Annotated in this window: 11 protein-coding genes; 6 read left to right on the forward strand and 5 right to left on the reverse strand. The window is 72.5% G+C overall.

Annotation, left to right across the window (positions count from 1 at the left end; translation table 11 throughout):
• Nucleotides 1-15 precede the first annotated feature (15 nt).
• Entirely contained in the window at nt 16-837 is an 822-nt protein-coding gene (locus ADK57_RS27475; RefSeq protein ID WP_053752312.1) for a DUF1684 domain-containing protein, read from the forward strand.
• Nucleotides 838-840: 3 nt separating this feature from the next.
• On the opposite strand, the gene ADK57_RS27480 is transcribed toward ADK57_RS27475, so the two are convergent.
• The 3 genes from ADK57_RS27480 to ADK57_RS27490 all read right to left on the reverse strand — a co-directional run bounded on the left by ADK57_RS27480 (nt 841) and on the right by ADK57_RS27490 (nt 4,137).
• Nucleotides 841-1,656 (reverse strand): DUF427 domain-containing protein, encoded by an 816-nt coding sequence (locus ADK57_RS27480; RefSeq protein WP_053752273.1) that lies wholly within the window; start codon nt 1,654-1,656, stop codon nt 841-843.
• Between the two features lie 87 nt (nt 1,657-1,743).
• A complete protein-coding gene (locus ADK57_RS27485) occupies nt 1,744-2,949 on the reverse strand; it encodes a cysteine desulfurase-like protein (RefSeq protein WP_053752274.1) in 1,206 nt (401 codons plus the stop codon).
• 12 nt (nt 2,950-2,961) lie between these two features.
• Nucleotides 2,962-4,137 (reverse strand): cytochrome P450, encoded by a 1,176-nt coding sequence (locus ADK57_RS27490; protein WP_053752275.1) that lies wholly within the window; start codon nt 4,135-4,137, stop codon nt 2,962-2,964.
• Between the two features lie 223 nt (nt 4,138-4,360).
• Here ADK57_RS27490 and ADK57_RS27495 point away from each other — a divergent pair, with 223 nt between their 5' ends.
• The 5 genes from ADK57_RS27495 to ADK57_RS27515 all read left to right on the forward strand — a co-directional run bounded on the left by ADK57_RS27495 (nt 4,361) and on the right by ADK57_RS27515 (nt 11,522).
• Entirely contained in the window at nt 4,361-5,767 is a 1,407-nt protein-coding gene (locus tag ADK57_RS27495) for a hypothetical protein (protein ID WP_053752276.1), read from the forward strand.
• A 48-nt stretch (nt 5,768-5,815) separates the two neighbouring features.
• Nucleotides 5,816-7,090 carry an AAA family ATPase gene (locus ADK57_RS27500; RefSeq protein WP_053752277.1) on the forward strand — a complete coding sequence of 425 codons (1,275 nt, stop codon included), beginning with the start codon at nt 5,816-5,818 and terminating at the stop codon, nt 7,088-7,090.
• Entirely contained in the window at nt 7,087-8,340 is a 1,254-nt protein-coding gene (locus ADK57_RS27505; RefSeq protein WP_053752278.1) for a DUF2201 family putative metallopeptidase, read from the forward strand. Before ADK57_RS27500 ends, ADK57_RS27505 begins: the two co-directional genes overlap by 4 nt.
• A 299-nt stretch (nt 8,341-8,639) precedes the next feature.
• Nucleotides 8,640-9,542, forward strand: coding sequence for an amidohydrolase family protein (locus ADK57_RS27510; protein WP_053752279.1), 903 nt, complete (start codon nt 8,640-8,642; stop codon nt 9,540-9,542).
• A 111-nt stretch (nt 9,543-9,653) separates the two neighbouring features.
• Nucleotides 9,654-11,522: a serine/threonine-protein kinase gene (locus ADK57_RS27515; RefSeq protein ID WP_053752280.1), complete on the forward strand. Its 1,869-nt coding sequence runs from the start codon at nt 9,654-9,656 to the stop codon at nt 11,520-11,522.
• Nucleotides 11,523-11,565: 43 nt separating this feature from the next.
• On the opposite strand, the gene ADK57_RS27520 is transcribed toward ADK57_RS27515, so the two are convergent.
• Together ADK57_RS27520 and ADK57_RS27525 are read right to left on the reverse strand one after the other, a co-directional pair.
• Nucleotides 11,566-13,617 (reverse strand): serine protease, encoded by a 2,052-nt coding sequence (locus ADK57_RS27520; RefSeq protein ID WP_053752313.1) that lies wholly within the window; start codon nt 13,615-13,617, stop codon nt 11,566-11,568.
• Between the two features lie 125 nt (nt 13,618-13,742).
• Entirely contained in the window at nt 13,743-15,413 is a 1,671-nt protein-coding gene (locus tag ADK57_RS27525) for a peroxidase family protein (RefSeq protein ID WP_053752281.1), read from the reverse strand.
• Between the last annotated feature and the right edge of the window lie 272 nt (nt 15,414-15,685).

Below are 15,685 nucleotides of genomic sequence, written 5' to 3' on the forward strand. Positions count from 1 at the left end.
TACGAGGGAGCGGACATGACCGTCCATGACGTCGACCGGGTGGGCTTCGTCCAGGAGTGGGAGGAGTGGCACCGGCAGAAGGACGCGGTGCTCGCCGGCCCGCACGGGTTTCTCGCGATCACCGGCCTGCACTGGCTGAGTGCGCGTGCGGAGCGCTTCGAGGACGCCCCGGGAGCCTGGTCGAGCACCGCCGACGGGGTGGTGGTCGAGCTGGACGAGGGAGAGGACCTGACCGTCGACGGGCGGGTGGTGCGCGGCCGGTACGACTTCGGCGTCGTCGCCGAGCGGGGCAGCGTGTACGCCGGCTCCGGTGATGCGGTGATCGAGGTCGCCAAGCGCGGCGGACACGACATCCTGCGGCCCCGCCACCCCGGCAACGAGCTGCGCACCGCCTTCACCGGCACCCCGGCCTACGCACCCGACCCGCGCTGGGTGCGGGCCGGCCGGTTCCTGCCCTTCAAGGCACCGCGCGCGGTGACCGTCGGCGCCGCCGTCGAGGGCCTGGAGCACGTCTACGACTCCCCCGGCCGGGTCGAGTTGGAACTGGACGGCACGCTGCACCGGCTCACCGCGTTCAACGGCAGCAGGCCCGGCGGCCTGATGGTGCTGTTCACGGACATGACGTCCGGGGTGACCACCTACGCGGCGAACCGCGCCCTGCGGATCGCTCCCCCGGACGACGAGGGCCGGGTGACGCTCGACTTCAACCGCGCCGCGAACCTCCCCTGCGCCTACACGGACCTGGCGACCTGCCCGCTGCCCCCGGCCGAGAACCGGCTGCCGGTCGCGGTCGAGGCGGGCGAGCGGATCCCCCTGGAGCGCGGCGGGCAGCCCTGACGGTCACTCCGGTGGCGGTGCCGAGAGCGTCTTGGTGAACGGGGTGACGGGGCGCTGCAGGCGTTCGCCGTCGACGGTGATGTCGACCGCCTCGTTGTAGAAGGAGAGGAGCTCTTTGACCGCGCCCACCGCGGGCAGCGGGTCCGGGTAGCTCCAGACGATGTTCGGCGGTACGCCGGGGCCGGCCTGCCACGACCAGTACCGCGCGGTGCCCTTGTACGGGCAGCCGGTGCTGTGATCGGTGGGTTCGAGCAGATCGAGGCGGACGTCCTCGCGCGGGACGTAGTACCGCGTCGGCAGACCGGTCTCGAACAGCAGGACCGGACGGTGGGTGTCGGCGACGACCGTGCCGTCGATCTCGACCACGACGTGGCGGCTGCTGGGGATCGCGTCCACCCGTTTGTGCGGGTCTCGCGGGTGGATGAAGATCTCCTCCTCTTCCTCGTACCAGTGGTCGAGGCCCCGGCCGACGCGCCGGAACCACTCGAAGGCGATGTGGTCGGCCAGGTCCGCGGTGGGGAAGGTCCAGGCCGCGTTCTCGACGATCTCGCCGTCGACTTCGAGGTCGTAGAAGATCCGCGACCCGGTGTGCGTGCCGGCCGGCGGGTTCTTCGCCGGGCGGAGCAGGTCCTCGCGGACCTCTTCGCGGGGGAAGGCGTACAGCGGGACGGGGACGCCGGGTTCCCAGACGAGTACGGGGTGGCGGCTGTCGACGACCGTCACGTCGCCCTTGCGGCCGCGCACCCAGCGCTCGCCGGGCTCCCACAGGAGGCCCTCCGGGGTGGCCCTGACGGCCCGCGCGGTGGGGAATGTGGTCATGACCGGATCTCCTTTTCGCTCGGTCGACTCCGACTCCGACTCCGACTCCGACTCCGACTCCGGTCCACGGTGCCCGACTCGGCGCCGTCAGCGCGTCAGGAACTCGGACAACCCGGTCAGGAGCCGGTCGACATCCTCAGCACTGGTGTAGGGCGCGAGGCCGATACGGAGACCGCCGGTGTCGCCGAGGCCGAGTCGACGAGAGGCCTCGACGGCGTAGAAGGACCCCGACGGCGCGTGGACACCGCGCTCCGCGAGGAAGCGGTACCCGTCCACCGTGCTGTGTTTCTCGAACGTCAGCAACAGGGTGGGGGTGCGGTCGGCCGCCCTGGAGTGGATCGTGACGCCTTCGAGCGAGGACAGTCCCTTGTCCAGCTGCGTGCGCAGGCTCTCCTCGTGCGCTTCGAGTGCCGTGAACGCCGCGATCAGGAGCTGTCGTCGCGTGCCCGTGGCGCTCGCGTCCAGGCCGGCGAGGAAGTCGACCGCCGCAGTGGTGCCCGCGAGGAACTCGTAGGGCAGTGTGCCCAGTTCGAAGCGTTCCGGAACGGCGTCGGTGGAGGGCAGGAGCTTGTCCGGCAGCAGACCGTCCAGCAACTCCGGGCGGGCGGCGAGGACTCCGTGATGCGGGCCGAGGAACTTGTACGGGGAGCAGACGAAGAAGTCCGCGCCGAGCTGCTCCAGGTCGACCGAGGTGTGGGCGGTGTGGTGGACGCCGTCGACGTAGGCGAACGCCCCGACGTCGTGCGCCAGTCGGGAGATCTCGGCGATGGCGGGACGCGTGCCGATCAGGTTGGAGGCGGCGGTGACGGCGACCAGCCGGGTGCGCTCGGACAGCACGGCGCGGATGTGGTCGACGGTCAGCTCGCCGGTGGCCGGGTCGAAGTCGGCCCAGCGCACCGTGGCACCGGCCCGGTCGGCGGCCTGGACCCAGGGACGGATGTTGGCGTCGTGGTCGAGGCGCGTGACGACGACCTCGTCTCCGGACGACCACGTCTTGGCGAGGGTGCGGGAGAAGTCGTAGGCGAGCTGGGTGGCGCTGCGGCCGAAGACGATCCCCGACGGCTGCGCGCCCAGCAGGTCGGCCATGGCCCGGCGGGCCTCGGTGACGATGCTTTCGGCGTTGCGCTCCCCCGGCACTCCGTGCCCCCGGTTCGACAGGGGGGCGGCCAACGCGTCGGTGATGGCCCGGATGACCGGCCCGGGCGTCTGGGTGCCGCCGGGGCCGTCGAAGTGGGCGGTTCCGGCCGCCAGGGCGGGAAATCGGGAGCGGATGGCAGTGATGTCGTACGTCACGAGATGCTCCTGTCAGGCAGCCCTGTCCCACAGCACGTGCAGGGCGGGAGGCTTGCGGAAGACCAGGCCGTACGGCGCGGTCGGGCGGTTCGGGTCGAGGCGCAGGGCGGGAAGGCGTTCGAGCAGGCGCCGGAGAGCGATTCGGGTCTCCAGGCGGGCGAGGTGCGCGGCGAGGCAGTGGTGGGGGCCGTGTGCGAAGGCCAGTTGGAGGCGCGCGTTCTCGCGGCGGACGTCGAACCGGTCGGGGTCGGGGAAGACGGCCGGGTCGCGGCCCGCTCCCGTCAGGGAGACGGTGACCAGGTCACCGCGGCGGATCGTGGCGGGGCCGAGGGCGGTGTCGCGGGTGGCGTAGCGGTCCACGACCGCGGCGCCCGGTTCGAGGCGCAGCGATTCCTCGATCGCGCCGTCCAGCAGGTCGGTGTCGGCCCGGACGAGGGCGAGTTGGCCGGGATGGTGCAGCAGGTGCAGCAGCGCGTTGGCGATCATCGCCTCGGTGGTCTCGATCCCCCCGAACATCAGGACCGCGGCGTTGGACGCCACCTCGGGCAGCCCCAGCCGCCCGGCTGCGGAGGCGAGGAGCGAGGAAGCGCCCTGTTCGGTGACGGTGGCTTCCACTGCCGCCCGTAGCTGCGCGTACGCCGCGGCACCGGCGGGCCCCGCCCCGAGCCCGGCGGTGATGTCCGAGACCGACCGCACGATGGAGTCGTACCAGGAGAGCACCGTGGCCGCGGTGGTGCCGACCAGCCCGAGGGCCTCGGTCACAACGGCGACCGCGAGCGGGCCGGCGAAGGCGCGTCGCAGTTCGACGGCGCCGGCCGGTTCCAGTGCGGTGATGAGCCGGTCGGTCTCCCGCTCGATGAACGAGGCGAAGCCGTCGTACACCTCCCGGGGGCGGAAAGGAGCCGCGAAAGGCTCGCGGTGACGGGCGTGATCGTCTCCGTCCAGGGACAGCATGCTCGGCCCGACGACCTGTGCGGTGGAGAACCGGGGGTCGTCGACGGTGAAGGTCGCGGCGTCCCGCATGACGTCCATCGCGAGATCGCGACGGGTCACCAGCCAGCCGTCCAGCTCGGGAAGCCAGGACACGGGCTCGTGCGCACGCAGCAGCGCCAGTCGCGGATGCGGGTCCTCGGCGAGTTCGGCCAGGGTGGTCGCCGCGCCGAGCGGGAAGGAGTCGGCGACGCTCATCACGAATGCGGCCCGGGTATGGGGAAAGCGATCACAGCCAAGGCTAACAATCGCCTTCGCCGGGCCGGCTGCGGGTGCCGCCGCGCTCGTGTACGGACTCGTCGGCCGACCCGGGACGTCGAAATGCGGCTGACAGACCGAAGCGAACGTCGCTATGATCCGCGACGATGACGACTCATTCTGTTGACAGATTGGGGGCCCCGTCCGCGCAAGGTGAGTGCTGATGCTCACTCGGATCGCGAACGAGGATTCCCGCCTTTCCTTCTGGCCGCGCGTGCGAGAGTTCGCCGTGCCGCCCTCCATGATCGAGACTGCGACCGCCCGCCGACGTGTCGGGGACTGGGCGGGGGCGTGCGCCGCCGCAGGCATCGACGTCGATCTCCAGCTGCGTTCCGTGGCACGGACCCATGGCCGGGAACTCGCGGCCCGGATCCGTGCCGATCTCCGGCATCTGGCTCCTGACCTGCTGCGCTGGCACATGCCGAGGATCGCTCCCGACGGGCTGCTGCGCCCGGGGCTGACCCTTTGTCTGGCTCGGTACGAGGCTGCCGGGCGTGACGGCCCGGTGCAGCTCGTGGTGCGGACGCCGCCTGCCTGGGCGGACGCCGGTCAGCGGATCAGCCTGGCGCTGTGGGACGGATGCCACTCGCAGGGCGGCGCCGGCCGTCATCCGCATCCTCGGCCCAGTCGGCGGTTCCGCCTCGACCTGCACCGCCACCTGTGGGACGTACGCAGGACCGATGAGCTGCGGATCCGGTCCGGGGCCGATCGGGCGCCCGCCGACGGCCGTCCCGTGCCGGCCCCGGATGTGCCGGACCCGGATGTGCCGGGGACGGTGGCGTACGAGCGCCACTGTGCCGTCGAGCGGTGGGCCGCCGAGGCCAGGATCCTGCTCCGCGCCGAGGGGCGCTCCTCCGGTGCCGTCCTCGTGCGGCTCGAGGGCCGGCATCGGCTGGTCCTGGAGCTCGTGGACGACTTCGGGTCGCCCCCGTTCCGGATCGCGGCGGCGTCGGTGGCTGGGGGCGGTTCCGCCCTGCCGGTGCTGCCCGACGCGGCGACCTGGGTGTCACCCGACGTGGAACTGATCCGCGCCGGTGCGATCGAGGTCGATCGGCTGCACCCTCTGGTCGCGTCGGCATTGGTACCGGACCACGACGTGCCGAGCGGGGCGTTCCGCGCTCCGCACCGGGCAGGACAGCCGCGCCTCGTGGAATGCCGGGGAGCCCGGCACCGGATCGGCCTGGTCGACGGGGTGCTGGCCCCGCTGGACCACGACCCTGACGAGATCCGGCGGGAGGAACTGCTGGTCGCGCTGACCGGCACCCCGCTTCCCTGTCTGCAGGCCATCGACGAGGCGCACCGACGTCCGGACTGCCTCACCGGCGTCCGCGAACGCCTCGACCACGGCGACATCGCCGGTGCGCTGGCCGTCGTCGAAGGTCTGCTGGGGCCCGACGCACTGCTGCGCGACGGTGCGCTGCGGGACGAACTCGAGGCGGCCGCCCAACGACGCATCACCTACGGGCTGTTCAGGGCCGGCCTGGTCGGACCCGGACCCGGCCGCATCCGCCCGGGTCTGCCCCGTCCCCGTGGACGCCGCTCCCACCCACGTCACGCCACAGCTCGCTGACCTGGGGGACCTCTGTCCCCCCACCCACCAGCCACAAGGTGATCAAACATGCCCACATGCACTCTGCCCGCTGCCACCGACACCCTCACCAGCCCGGCCCCCGACTCCCAACTCGACGTCGCCGGCCAGTTGTTGACCCTGTTGCGCGACTCCACCACCGAGCCGCGCCCCGATGTCCGACTCGAGGCCCTGACCCTGGCCGTTGCCGCCGACCTGCCCGTCCTCCTGTGGGGTGAGCCGGGCATCGGCAAGACCGCGGCCCTGACGCAGCTCGCCGCGGCCCTGGACCTTCCGCTGACCACGGTGATCGCCAGCGTGCACGAGCCGTCCGACTTCTCGGGGCTTCCCATCGTCGGGGACGATCCCGCCGAGCAGGGTGTTCCGATGGCCCCTCCGGACTGGGCGGTGCGACTGGTACGGGCCGGTCGCGGGCTGCTGTTCCTGGACGAACTCTCCACCGCGGCGCCGGCCGTTCAGGCCGCCCTGCTCCGTCTGGTCCTCGAGCGGCGGATCGGCTCCCTCCAGCTGCCGCCCGGGGTCCGGATCGTCGCCGCCGCCAATCCGCGGTCCTCGGCGGCCGACGGCTGGGAGCTGAGCCCGCCGCTCGCCAACCGGTTCGTACATCTGCAGTGGACCCACGACCACGAGGTCGTCGTACGCGGCCTCGGCGGGACCTGGCCCCGGGCCACCCTGCCGCGGCTCGACCCGGAGCGGTTGCCGCAGGCCGTGGACTTCGCCCGCCGCGCGGTCTGCGGCCTCCTGACCGCCCGCCCCAAACTCGTGCACCAACTGCCCAGCAGCGAAACGCGCCGGGGCGGCGCCTGGCCGTCACCCAGGAGCTGGGACATGACCCTGTGCCTGATCGCCTTCGCGACCGCGGCCGGATCTTCCCGGGAAGTGCTTTCCCTGCTGGTCAGAGGCACCGTGGGGGACGGTCCCGGGCTGGAGCTGCTGGCGAGCCTGGACCGGATGGACCTCCCCGACCCCGAGACGCTGCTCGCCGACCCGGCGGGTGCCGTACTGCCCGAGCGGGGAGATCTGCGCCAGGCCGTCCTCGACGGTGTGGTCGACGCGGTCCGGGGGCGCCCTGACAAGTCCCGCTGGGACGCAGCCTGGACGCTCCTGATCCGGGCGGTGGAGACCGGAGCCCCGGACCTGGTGGTCGTCCCCGCGACGACGCTGGCCTCGCTGCGCCGGGAGGACTGGGACGTTCCGGCGTCGATCGAGCGGCTCGCCGGAGTGGTGTCCCTGTCCCGGCGGGCGGACCGCGCGGCGGACCGCGCGGCGGACCGGGACGCGGCCGCCGCGAAGGCCGGCCGATGAGCACGGAACAGGGCCGGCGACAGGACGCACCGGGGGCACTGGACCTCGACAAGCTCTTCGCCGCCCGGCTGCAGGCCGCCCGGGTCCGGCCCTACTTGGCGACAGCCCTGTTCGCCCTGCACACCGTCGAGTCGCGGCGGGTACCGACCATGGCCGTCGACCGGCACTGGCGGTGTTACGTCTCACCGGCCTTCGTGGACCGGACGCCGGTGGAGGAGCTGGCGGGGGTGTGGGTGCACGAGGTGTCGCACCTGCTGCGCGACCATCACGGGCGCAGCGACCGGGTCGCGCGGGAGCGTGGGCTGACCGGCCCGGGGGAACGGCTGCGGATGAACATCGCCGCGGACTGCGAGATCAACGACGACGTGTTCGGAGACGGACTGGTCCGGCCCGAGGACGTCGTCGATCCGGCGTTCCTGCGGTTGCCCGAGGGGCAGCTCATGGAGGAGTACCTGTCCTGGTTCCGGCTCGGGCCGCGTACCCAGGGCATGTCCTGGCTGGACTGCGGCAGTGGCGCCGACGGGCTGGAACGGGAGTGGGACCTGGGCCCGGACGGCGCGCACGGCCTGAGCGAGCAGGAACGGGACGCGGTCCGGTTCCGGGTGGCGCAGGGCATCACCGGCCGGCCGGGGAGCGCGTCGAAGGGGTGGCAGCGGTGGGCGGAGGAGGCGTTCCATCCGCCGCAGCCGTGGCGGGAGTTGCTGGGAGCGGCGGTCCGCTCGGCGGCTTCCGGGCCGGGCGCGGGCGAGGACTACACCTACGGCCGTCCGCCGCGGCGCTCGGTCGGGGTGCCCGGCGTCGTGCTGCCGAGCCTGAGGCGCAGGCCGCCCCGGGTCTCCGTGATCATCGACACGTCCGGGTCGGTCAGTGACGCCGAACTGGGCAGCGCGATCCTCGAGGTCGCCGCCATCTCCCGGGCCGTGGGCGGCCGCCGTGACCTGGTCACCGTACTGCCGTGCGACGCGGCGGCCCGGGTCGTGCACCCGCTGTGCCGTGGTGAGGGAATTCCGCTGATGGGTGGTGGGGGCACGGATCTGCGCACGGGCTTCGCCAGGGCGCTCCGTGCTCGGCCCCGGCCCGATGTCGTGGTGGTCCTGACCGACGGCCAGACTCCCTGGCCGGACACGCGACCACCGTGCCGGACGGTGGTGGGTCTGTTCCCCCGGCAGCCGGGGTCGTGGGACGAGGACGATCCCGACTACGTGCCGGACTCGCCGCCCGCCTGGGCACGAGTGGTGGACATCGGCTAGGACACCCCACAGGCGCCTCTTGCGCGGTGCTTCACTTCACGCGCGTGAGGCGTATCGCAATGCTCTCCGGGTAGCGCATCTCGAGTTCGCTCTTCGACTTCCAGGTGCCGGTCATGAGCACGCCGTGCGGGCAGCCGATGCTCCGCGGTGCCGAGGCGTCGAGTTCACGCGATTCGCGAGACGGCGCCCCGCCTGGACGACGACCGGCCCCGCGGGGTGGACGTGGAGGTGGTGAGCCGCGACATCCTGGGGTCCGACGACGTCCGGAGCGCACTGCGCGCCTTGGTGGGAGGAGCGTCATGACCAACGTCGACGTACACCAGCATCTGTGGAGCCCCTCGCTGGTGGCGGCCCTGCGATCCCGCCGCGAGCCGCCGTTCCTGGACGGCTGGACCCTGTTCCTGGACGGTGAGCCGCCCTACGAGATCTCTCCCGCCGACCACGACGTCACCCGGCGTACGGAACTCGCCGCCGCCGACGGCCTGGGCCGGGTGCTCGTCTCGCTGTCCGCCCCGATCGGCGTGGAGTGGCTGCCCTCGGCCGAGGCGCGGCCCCTGCTCGACGCCTACCACGAGGGCGCGGCCGCGCTCCCCGAGCCGTTCGGGGCGTGGGCCGCCGCCTGCGTACGGGACATCGACGCGAGCGTGACGGCCGATGACCTCGACCGGGGGTTCGTCGGACTCCAGCTCCCGGCGAACGCCCTTGCCGACGCGACCGGTTACGCGCGCTGCGCCCCACTGCTCGATCTGCTCGAAGAGCGCGACCTCCCGCTGTTCGTCCACCCGGGGCCCGCGCCCGGCGGGTCCGAGGGCCCCGGCTGGTGGCCCGCGATGGTTCCCTACGTCCAGCAGATGCACGCCGCCTGGTTCGCCTTCCGTGCCTTCGGCCGGCCGCGCCATCCGCGCCTCAGGGTGTGCTTCGCGCTGCTGGCCGGGCTCGCCCCGTTGCACGGAGAGCGCTTCGCCGCCCGGGGCGACGGGAGCGTCGTCGGGGTGGATCCGGACGTGTTCGTCGAGACGTCCTCGTACGGCCCGACCGCCGTCGACGCGGTCGTCCGCGCCCTCGGGGTGGACGCTGTCGTCCAGGGCTCGGACCGGCCGTACGCACAGCCACCGCGGCATCCCGGCTTCGGTCTGGGCGGAGCCGCGGCGTACGCCTTCCGCATCGCCAATCCGCGGCGGCTGCTCACCGGAAAGGACTGACCGTGCCCGGGGCATCCGTGCGGCACCTCTGTCCACCGAGCGGGGAGGGGGACGCGTGGGACCCGTGATGCAATGGAGCACGACAGAGCAGACCCGGGGGTGGAGTGAGGCGTGTTGAGCAACGGTGGGCCCGATGCGGGGAGTTTCGAGCCGCTGGAGGAGGGCGATCCGCAGGCCGTGGGCGGCTACCGGCTGGTGGCGCGGCTCGGGTCCGGCGGTATGGGACGGGTCTATCTCTCCTACACGCCGGGCGGGCGGGCCGTCGCGGTCAAGGTGATCCGGCCGGAGCTGGCCGAGAACGCCGAGTTCCGGAAGCGCTTCCAGGCCGAGGTGTCCGCCGCGAGCCGCGTGCACGGCCTCTACACGGCTCCGGTCGTGGACAGCGACACCGAAGGATCCATGCCGTGGTGTGCGACCGCCTACGTGCCGGGGCCGTCCCTCGCCGATGCGGTGCACGACCACGGGCCGCTGCCCGTCGACACAGTGCTGCGGCTGATCGCCGGCGTCGCGGAGGCCCTGCAGGCAGTGCACCGTGAGGGCATCGTGCACCGGGACCTCAAGCCGTCGAACGTGCTGCTCGCCGCCGACGGCCCGCGGGTCATCGACTTCGGTGTCGCGCGGGCCGCGGATGCCACGTCGGTGACACAGAGCGGCACGGCCCTCGGCACGGTCGCCTATATGGCGCCTGAGCAGGTGCTCGGCGGGGAGGCGGCCTCCTCGGCCGACGTGTTCGCGCTGGGACAGACCGCCGTGTTCGCGGCGACGGGCGTCGCTGCCTTCGGGACCGGAGATCCGCACGCGGTGCTCTATCGGGTGGTGCACGAGGAACCCGACCTCAGCCGCGTGCCGGGGGAGATACAGGAGCTGGTGGCGCGGTGTCTGCGCAAGCCCGCCGCCGAACGGCCTTCCGTCGAGGAGGTCATACGCTCCGTTCAGGCGATCCAGGCGAATCGCGGTGACAAAGCCCGGTTCACGTCCGGGGCGTGGCTGCCGGGCGAGCTGGCGGCGGGGATCGCGGCTCGGGCCACAGGCGCCGATCAGGCCCGGGCAGGGGCGGCTTCGGGCGCTCACGCTCCCGGCGTTTTCGGGCCCGCCGGGTCCGGCGCTTTCGGGCCCCCCACGGCCTACTCCCCCACCTCACCGTCCCATGCCGCGCTGCCCGCGCCCTTCGTGCTGGGGCCAGACGTCCCGCCGGGGCCGTACGCGCCGGCTCCCTGGCCGCAGCCGCAGGAGCCGGCCCCCGCACAGACCGCCTCGGTGGCGTCGGGCGGCAACGGCCGCAAGATCCGCGGCTGGGTGTTGTCGGCGGCCTCCGTCGTGCTCGTCGCCTGTGGGGCGGCCGCCGCGCTGCTGCTCGTTCCGGGGGACGGCGACAAGAGCGACGACGGGGCGCAGGAGGTGGCGGCATCCCGGTCGGCCACGGCCGCCAAGGCGTCGCCGTCGGCGTCCGGCTCCCCGTCGGCCCAGACCTCGAAGAAGCCCCGGCCCACCAAGTCCGCTCTGCCGCCCAGCCCTTCGGGGCCCTCGACGCCCGCAAGGACCGCGTCCTCGGCGCCCCCGACCGCCGCATCCAGCAAGCCCGCGGCCCCGTCAGCCCCTGTCCCGGTGACGTATTCCGGGATCCGGATGACCAAGAGCCACGACCTGTATCTGGCGGACACTCCGGTGCGGGCCAAGGCGGACACCGGGACCGCCGACGAGGATCTGACGTACGCCGTCTACTCCTCGGGCGCGGTCCTTGCCCCCGGCACCGACTCCGGCAGCTCTCTTGCCCTGCTGCCGGCCGGCCGGCAGGGAAGCCTGGACGCGTGCAAGGCGGCGACCGGCTACAAGAGCTACATCTGGGTCAAGGACCTCACCGTCGGCCAGCAGATGTGCGTCATCAGCGGGACGGGGCACGTGGGGCTCGTGACGTATCGGGGCTCGTCCGGGACCACGTACGCCACCCTGGACGTGAAGGTGTGGCGTGACGCGGCGTAGCAATGGGTGATGCCGAGCCGGCTGTTCCTCAGGGCGGGCCGGATCACGGGCGGGCGCCGCGGCCGATCTCGGCCGCGACGCGGGTGTCGGACAGGTATTGCGCGATGTCGTGTGCCCGGTCCTTCCGATTGACGCAGAGCACATCACGAACCTGTGACCAGGTGTCGCCGAGCGGGCAGCCGATGGCGACGGCGTCCCCCGCCGCCCACGCGTTGATCCACACGCCCACCTGACCCGGCCGGACCGGTCCGCCGGCGAGCAATCGCTGGTACACGGCGTCGAGTCCGAGCGGGCTGCCGGCGGTCACCAGCAGGGGGACCGAGGCCCGCCTGGGCAGCCGGGTGAACAGGTCGAGTGCGACGACAGTGCCGAGGCTGTGGGTGACCAGCACGATCTCGCCGTCGTCGGGCATCTCGGCCAGCACCGCGTCGAGCACGGCGTCGCGTACCGACTTGTTGCCGAGGTAGGCCGCGACGTCGCGGAACACCGTCGCGATCACGACGTCGTCGAGCCCGCTGCGCGCCGCGATCCAGGACAGCGGCCGTTGCAGTGCGGCGACCGCCCCGCCCAGCAGGCCCGACTCCTGCGCGGCCACGCCCTCCCGCGCCGTCCTGCTCTGCCCCGCGCGCTCGCCCTCCGCGACGGGCGCACGCTCCGGCGCGGGCATCCCGGTGGCCCCGGCGGCCTCGTCGAGCAGCGCGGCGTACACCGCGCGAGCCCCGGAATCTGCGGGCGCGTACGCCTCGGCCGTGGTCGTCGCCGTGTCGGGGGTGACGCGCTCGCGGGTCGCCAGTGCGGCGGCCAACGCGTCGCCGTAGAAGGGGAACCAGACATCGGCGGCGTCGAGCGGAGCAAGGCCCGCCGCCGCCAGCCCGATGGCCAGGCCCTCGCACCATCCGGTGCGCAGCGCGGCGGGATCGCGGCCCTGCTGCCCCCGGCCGTGCAGGAACACCAGGCGCCTGCCGGCGCCGGCCCGCCCGGTGAGACCGCGCCGCTCACGAGCACGCGCGGCGGCGTCGGCGTGCGCGGCGGCAGTGACCGCCTGGGTGGGCAGGACTCCCGGAGTGGGGATGACCCCCGCGGCGGTCCCATCGAGACTGTCGTCGGCCGGCACCGCCCCGCTCGGTGCCGTCCCGACCGGCGCCGCCTGTGGGCCCAGCTCGGCGAGCAGCCGTTTCTGCTCCGGTGGCAGTTCGACCCCGGCGAGGTGCCGCAGGATGGCGCTGACTCGTGCCCCCTCGTTGGCGATCCAGCCCTCGCCGTCGGGAGCGGGAACGCCGGCGTGGTGCAGCGCGACGACCTCCCACTGGTCGTTGAACACGGGCGAGCCGGAGTTCCCGGGCTCGGTGTCCGTGCGGTAGTGCAGGAACTGCGGCAACTGGTTGAGCAGGGCGTTGTCGCGGACCGCCAACTCCTTCGGCCGCCCGTCCGGATGGCCGACGACGTTCACCGGCTCGCCGATGACGATCTTCCCCTGCTGCGCGATCAGCTTCAGCCCGCCATGCACCGCGCCGGGCCGCCTCCCGTCGGAGCCCACCGCGACCGCGACGAGTGTGTAGTCGAGTTCGACGTCGGTGACGAACAGTTCGGCCGGGGCCAGGTCGTAGGAGTCGACCGGTTTGGGGACACCGTCGACATCGGATTCGAGGTCGAACTCCGCGAAGGACCCGGTCGCCGTCGCCACGTCGGGCAGCACGTGGTTGTTGGTGAGGAGCAGGCGCTCCCCCACCAGAAACCCGGTGCCGAACCCGGCCCGCCGTCCGCCCTCGACGACGGAGATGCGCGCGACCGCGCGTGCCGCACGCGCCCCGCGGGCAAGGAAGTTGACGCTCTGCAGCTCACTCGCCGCACCGAGGATCCGTTCGAACACGACTGCGGGACGCACCGGCCCCCTCGCGGGCGGCACCGGCGCCAGCGCCTCCGGGTCGACCTCGCCCTTGCTCAACAGCCGCTCCGCGCGGGCGCGCAGCTGCTCCTCGCTGTCGGCCGCGAAGGGCGTGCCGGTCTCCACCTGCCGACGCCGGATGTCCTCGCGCTGGTCCACCGTGTCCCGGTACCGCTCCGCCATGTTCAACTGCTGCTGTCGTAGGTCCATGCGCGCATGGTTCACAAAGGGGGACGTACGGCGCTTCGGGGAACTCCCTACGGAGGACACGTGCGCCCCCGCCGAAGCAGGTCGGCGGGGGCGTGGGGGGGCACGGCTCGAAGGGCGCGGGCGAGTCAGAGGACGCCGGCGAACCGGAGGAAGTCCGAGATCGTGCGCACCGGTCGACCGCTCGGGAGCAGGACACCCCGCGCGGGGCTCCAGCTCGTCTGGTTGACGTACGAACCAGGGTCGTTGCGGATCTGGCCGATGAGTGTCTCGGCGACGATGCGGCTGCCGACCTCTCCGAGCCGACGACCGAGCTCCCGCACCTCGGCCTCCTTCAGCACGTAGAACCACAGCGGGGTCCTGTCGAACAGGCCGCCCGTCTCAAGGACGTTCCTGACCACGTCGCTGCTGCCCTGCTCCAGCTCCGCGCGGCTGAGAGGGACGACTCCGAGTTCCCTGGCCACCGCCTGGCCGGTGGGGGCAGCCAGTCGGTAGCCGCGCAGGAGGTTGCGGCGGGCGAGGTGCTTGAGCAGGTCCTTGATCCGCTCCGGCAGGCCCGGGTCGTTGCCCTCGTTGATCATCTCGCCGAGCGGTGGCGCGAGCCTGGTGTCGATGAGCCGCGCGAAGCGGTTGGCGAACTGGCTGTTCTTGTCGACCATCCGGTCCCACTCCACCGGCCAGTTCGACGGGAGCGTGGGCAGCGAGCCGACGAACCCGCCCCTGCCGGTGAACTGGAAGAGCTGGTCCAGGGTGGCGATGGGGGCGATCTTGTCGCCGGGGCGGCCGAAGTTGCGGTTCCAGTCGTAGGCGCCGCGCACCATCGTGTGGCCGAAGCGGAAGGCCGCCACCGAGAACTCGACGGGCATGTAGGTGCCGCGACGGTCCAGGGCGAGCAGGTTCCCCTCCGCGGTGTCCACACGGTCGACGACGTCGGGGCGGGCCACCGTGCGCAGATAGTCGTGCACGCACAGCCACTGGTAGGTCCACCGGGTGAGGTTCCTGGCCCGCAGGAACACCTCGGCGTCCGACTCCCACTCGGGTTCGTTGTCGCGCACCCAGTCGACCGCCGCGTTGTGGAACCGCAGGAACGCCACGTGCAGTTGGGCCACCACGAGGTTCTCGTCGTTGCGGGTGTCACCGACGAGCGGGGTGCGGTCGGCCTTGCGCGGCAGATCCCGTTGCGTGTCGTCCACCGGGGGGATCAGCACGCCCGCGGCGGCGGGGACCGGCGAGAGCAGGCCCAGCCGGAACTTGATCCCGTCGTAGGGAACGGCGTCCTTGTTCGCCACCGGTGCCGCGAACGGCCCGTCGCCATAGACCGAGTCGAGGTTCAGCGCCGGGATCCGCAGATTCTCCAGCTTGTGGATCACCTCGTCCGGCGCGATGGGCGGCAGGTTCTCATCGGTGATGCTGATCGCTTTGTCGTTGTCGGTCGCGGCCGTCAGGTCGTGGTCGACGAACTGGCCCCAGTACGTGTAGATCGGCGGAATCGGCGAGTTGAGCTGCGGGTCCCGCAGCTCCTCCTGGGTCTCCACCATCACCGTGCCGAGTTCGAGCAGGGCTATGACGACCTTTTCGACGTCGTCCTGAGGCAGGTGGTGTGCCGGGAACTCGTCAGCGAGGCCGGGGAACAAGTAGTCGAAGGAAGTGGTACCCATGTGTGCCGCGGTGCCGGCGGACTCCTGAACCACCGCGCTCCGCGGGCTCATCTGCTCGTCCTGGCCCGCACTGTCGAGAATCGCGTGACCGCCGTGCGCGAGGTTCGTGATCACCCGCGGGAACTGTCCCTGCTCAGCCATCCGATGCCCCTTTCCGGTCTAGGAACAGGCGAGTCTTTCGGAACCGTCGCGCCACGGCTTCCGGGAACTCCCTGCCTCCGCCCGTACACGCGCTCCCGCGTTCTCCGGCAGCGCGTTCCACGGAACGCCTACGCCATCCGCCGTGCCGATGGCACGGATGCACATGGCAGGGCCTACGCGGCAGGGCTCACCGTCGCGACAGCACCGGACGGAGGCCGCCGTAGCCCCCGTTGCCCACAGACGCGGGGGCCCGGTCTCCGCGGCCCTGCGGG

Origin of the sequence: Streptomyces sp. MMG1533, from assembly GCF_001279775.1 — a bacterium.
GTDB lineage: Bacteria > Actinomycetota > Actinomycetes > Streptomycetales > Streptomycetaceae > Streptomyces.

Bases quoted from the DNA above. Each gene is read 5' to 3' on its own strand.
- ADK57_RS27475 (WP_053752312.1), top strand. From the start codon at position 16: ATGACCGTCCATGACGTCGACCGGGTGGGCTTCGTCCAGGAGTGGGAG.
- ADK57_RS27480 (WP_053752273.1), bottom strand. From the start codon at position 1,656: ATGACCACATTCCCCACCGCGCGGGCCGTCAGGGCCACCCCGGAGGGC.
- ADK57_RS27490 (WP_053752275.1), bottom strand. From the start codon at position 4,137: ATGAGCGTCGCCGACTCCTTCCCGCTCGGCGCGGCGACCACCCTGGCC.
- ADK57_RS27495 (WP_053752276.1), top strand. From the start codon at position 4,361: ATGCTCACTCGGATCGCGAACGAGGATTCCCGCCTTTCCTTCTGGCCG.
- ADK57_RS27500 (WP_053752277.1), top strand. From the start codon at position 5,816: ATGCCCACATGCACTCTGCCCGCTGCCACCGACACCCTCACCAGCCCG.
- ADK57_RS27505 (WP_053752278.1), top strand. From the start codon at position 7,087: ATGAGCACGGAACAGGGCCGGCGACAGGACGCACCGGGGGCACTGGAC.
- ADK57_RS27510 (WP_053752279.1), top strand. From the start codon at position 8,640: ATGACCAACGTCGACGTACACCAGCATCTGTGGAGCCCCTCGCTGGTG.
- ADK57_RS27520 (WP_053752313.1), bottom strand. From the start codon at position 13,617: ATGGACCTACGACAGCAGCAGTTGAACATGGCGGAGCGGTACCGGGAC.
- ADK57_RS27525 (WP_053752281.1), bottom strand. From the start codon at position 15,413: ATGGCTGAGCAGGGACAGTTCCCGCGGGTGATCACGAACCTCGCGCAC.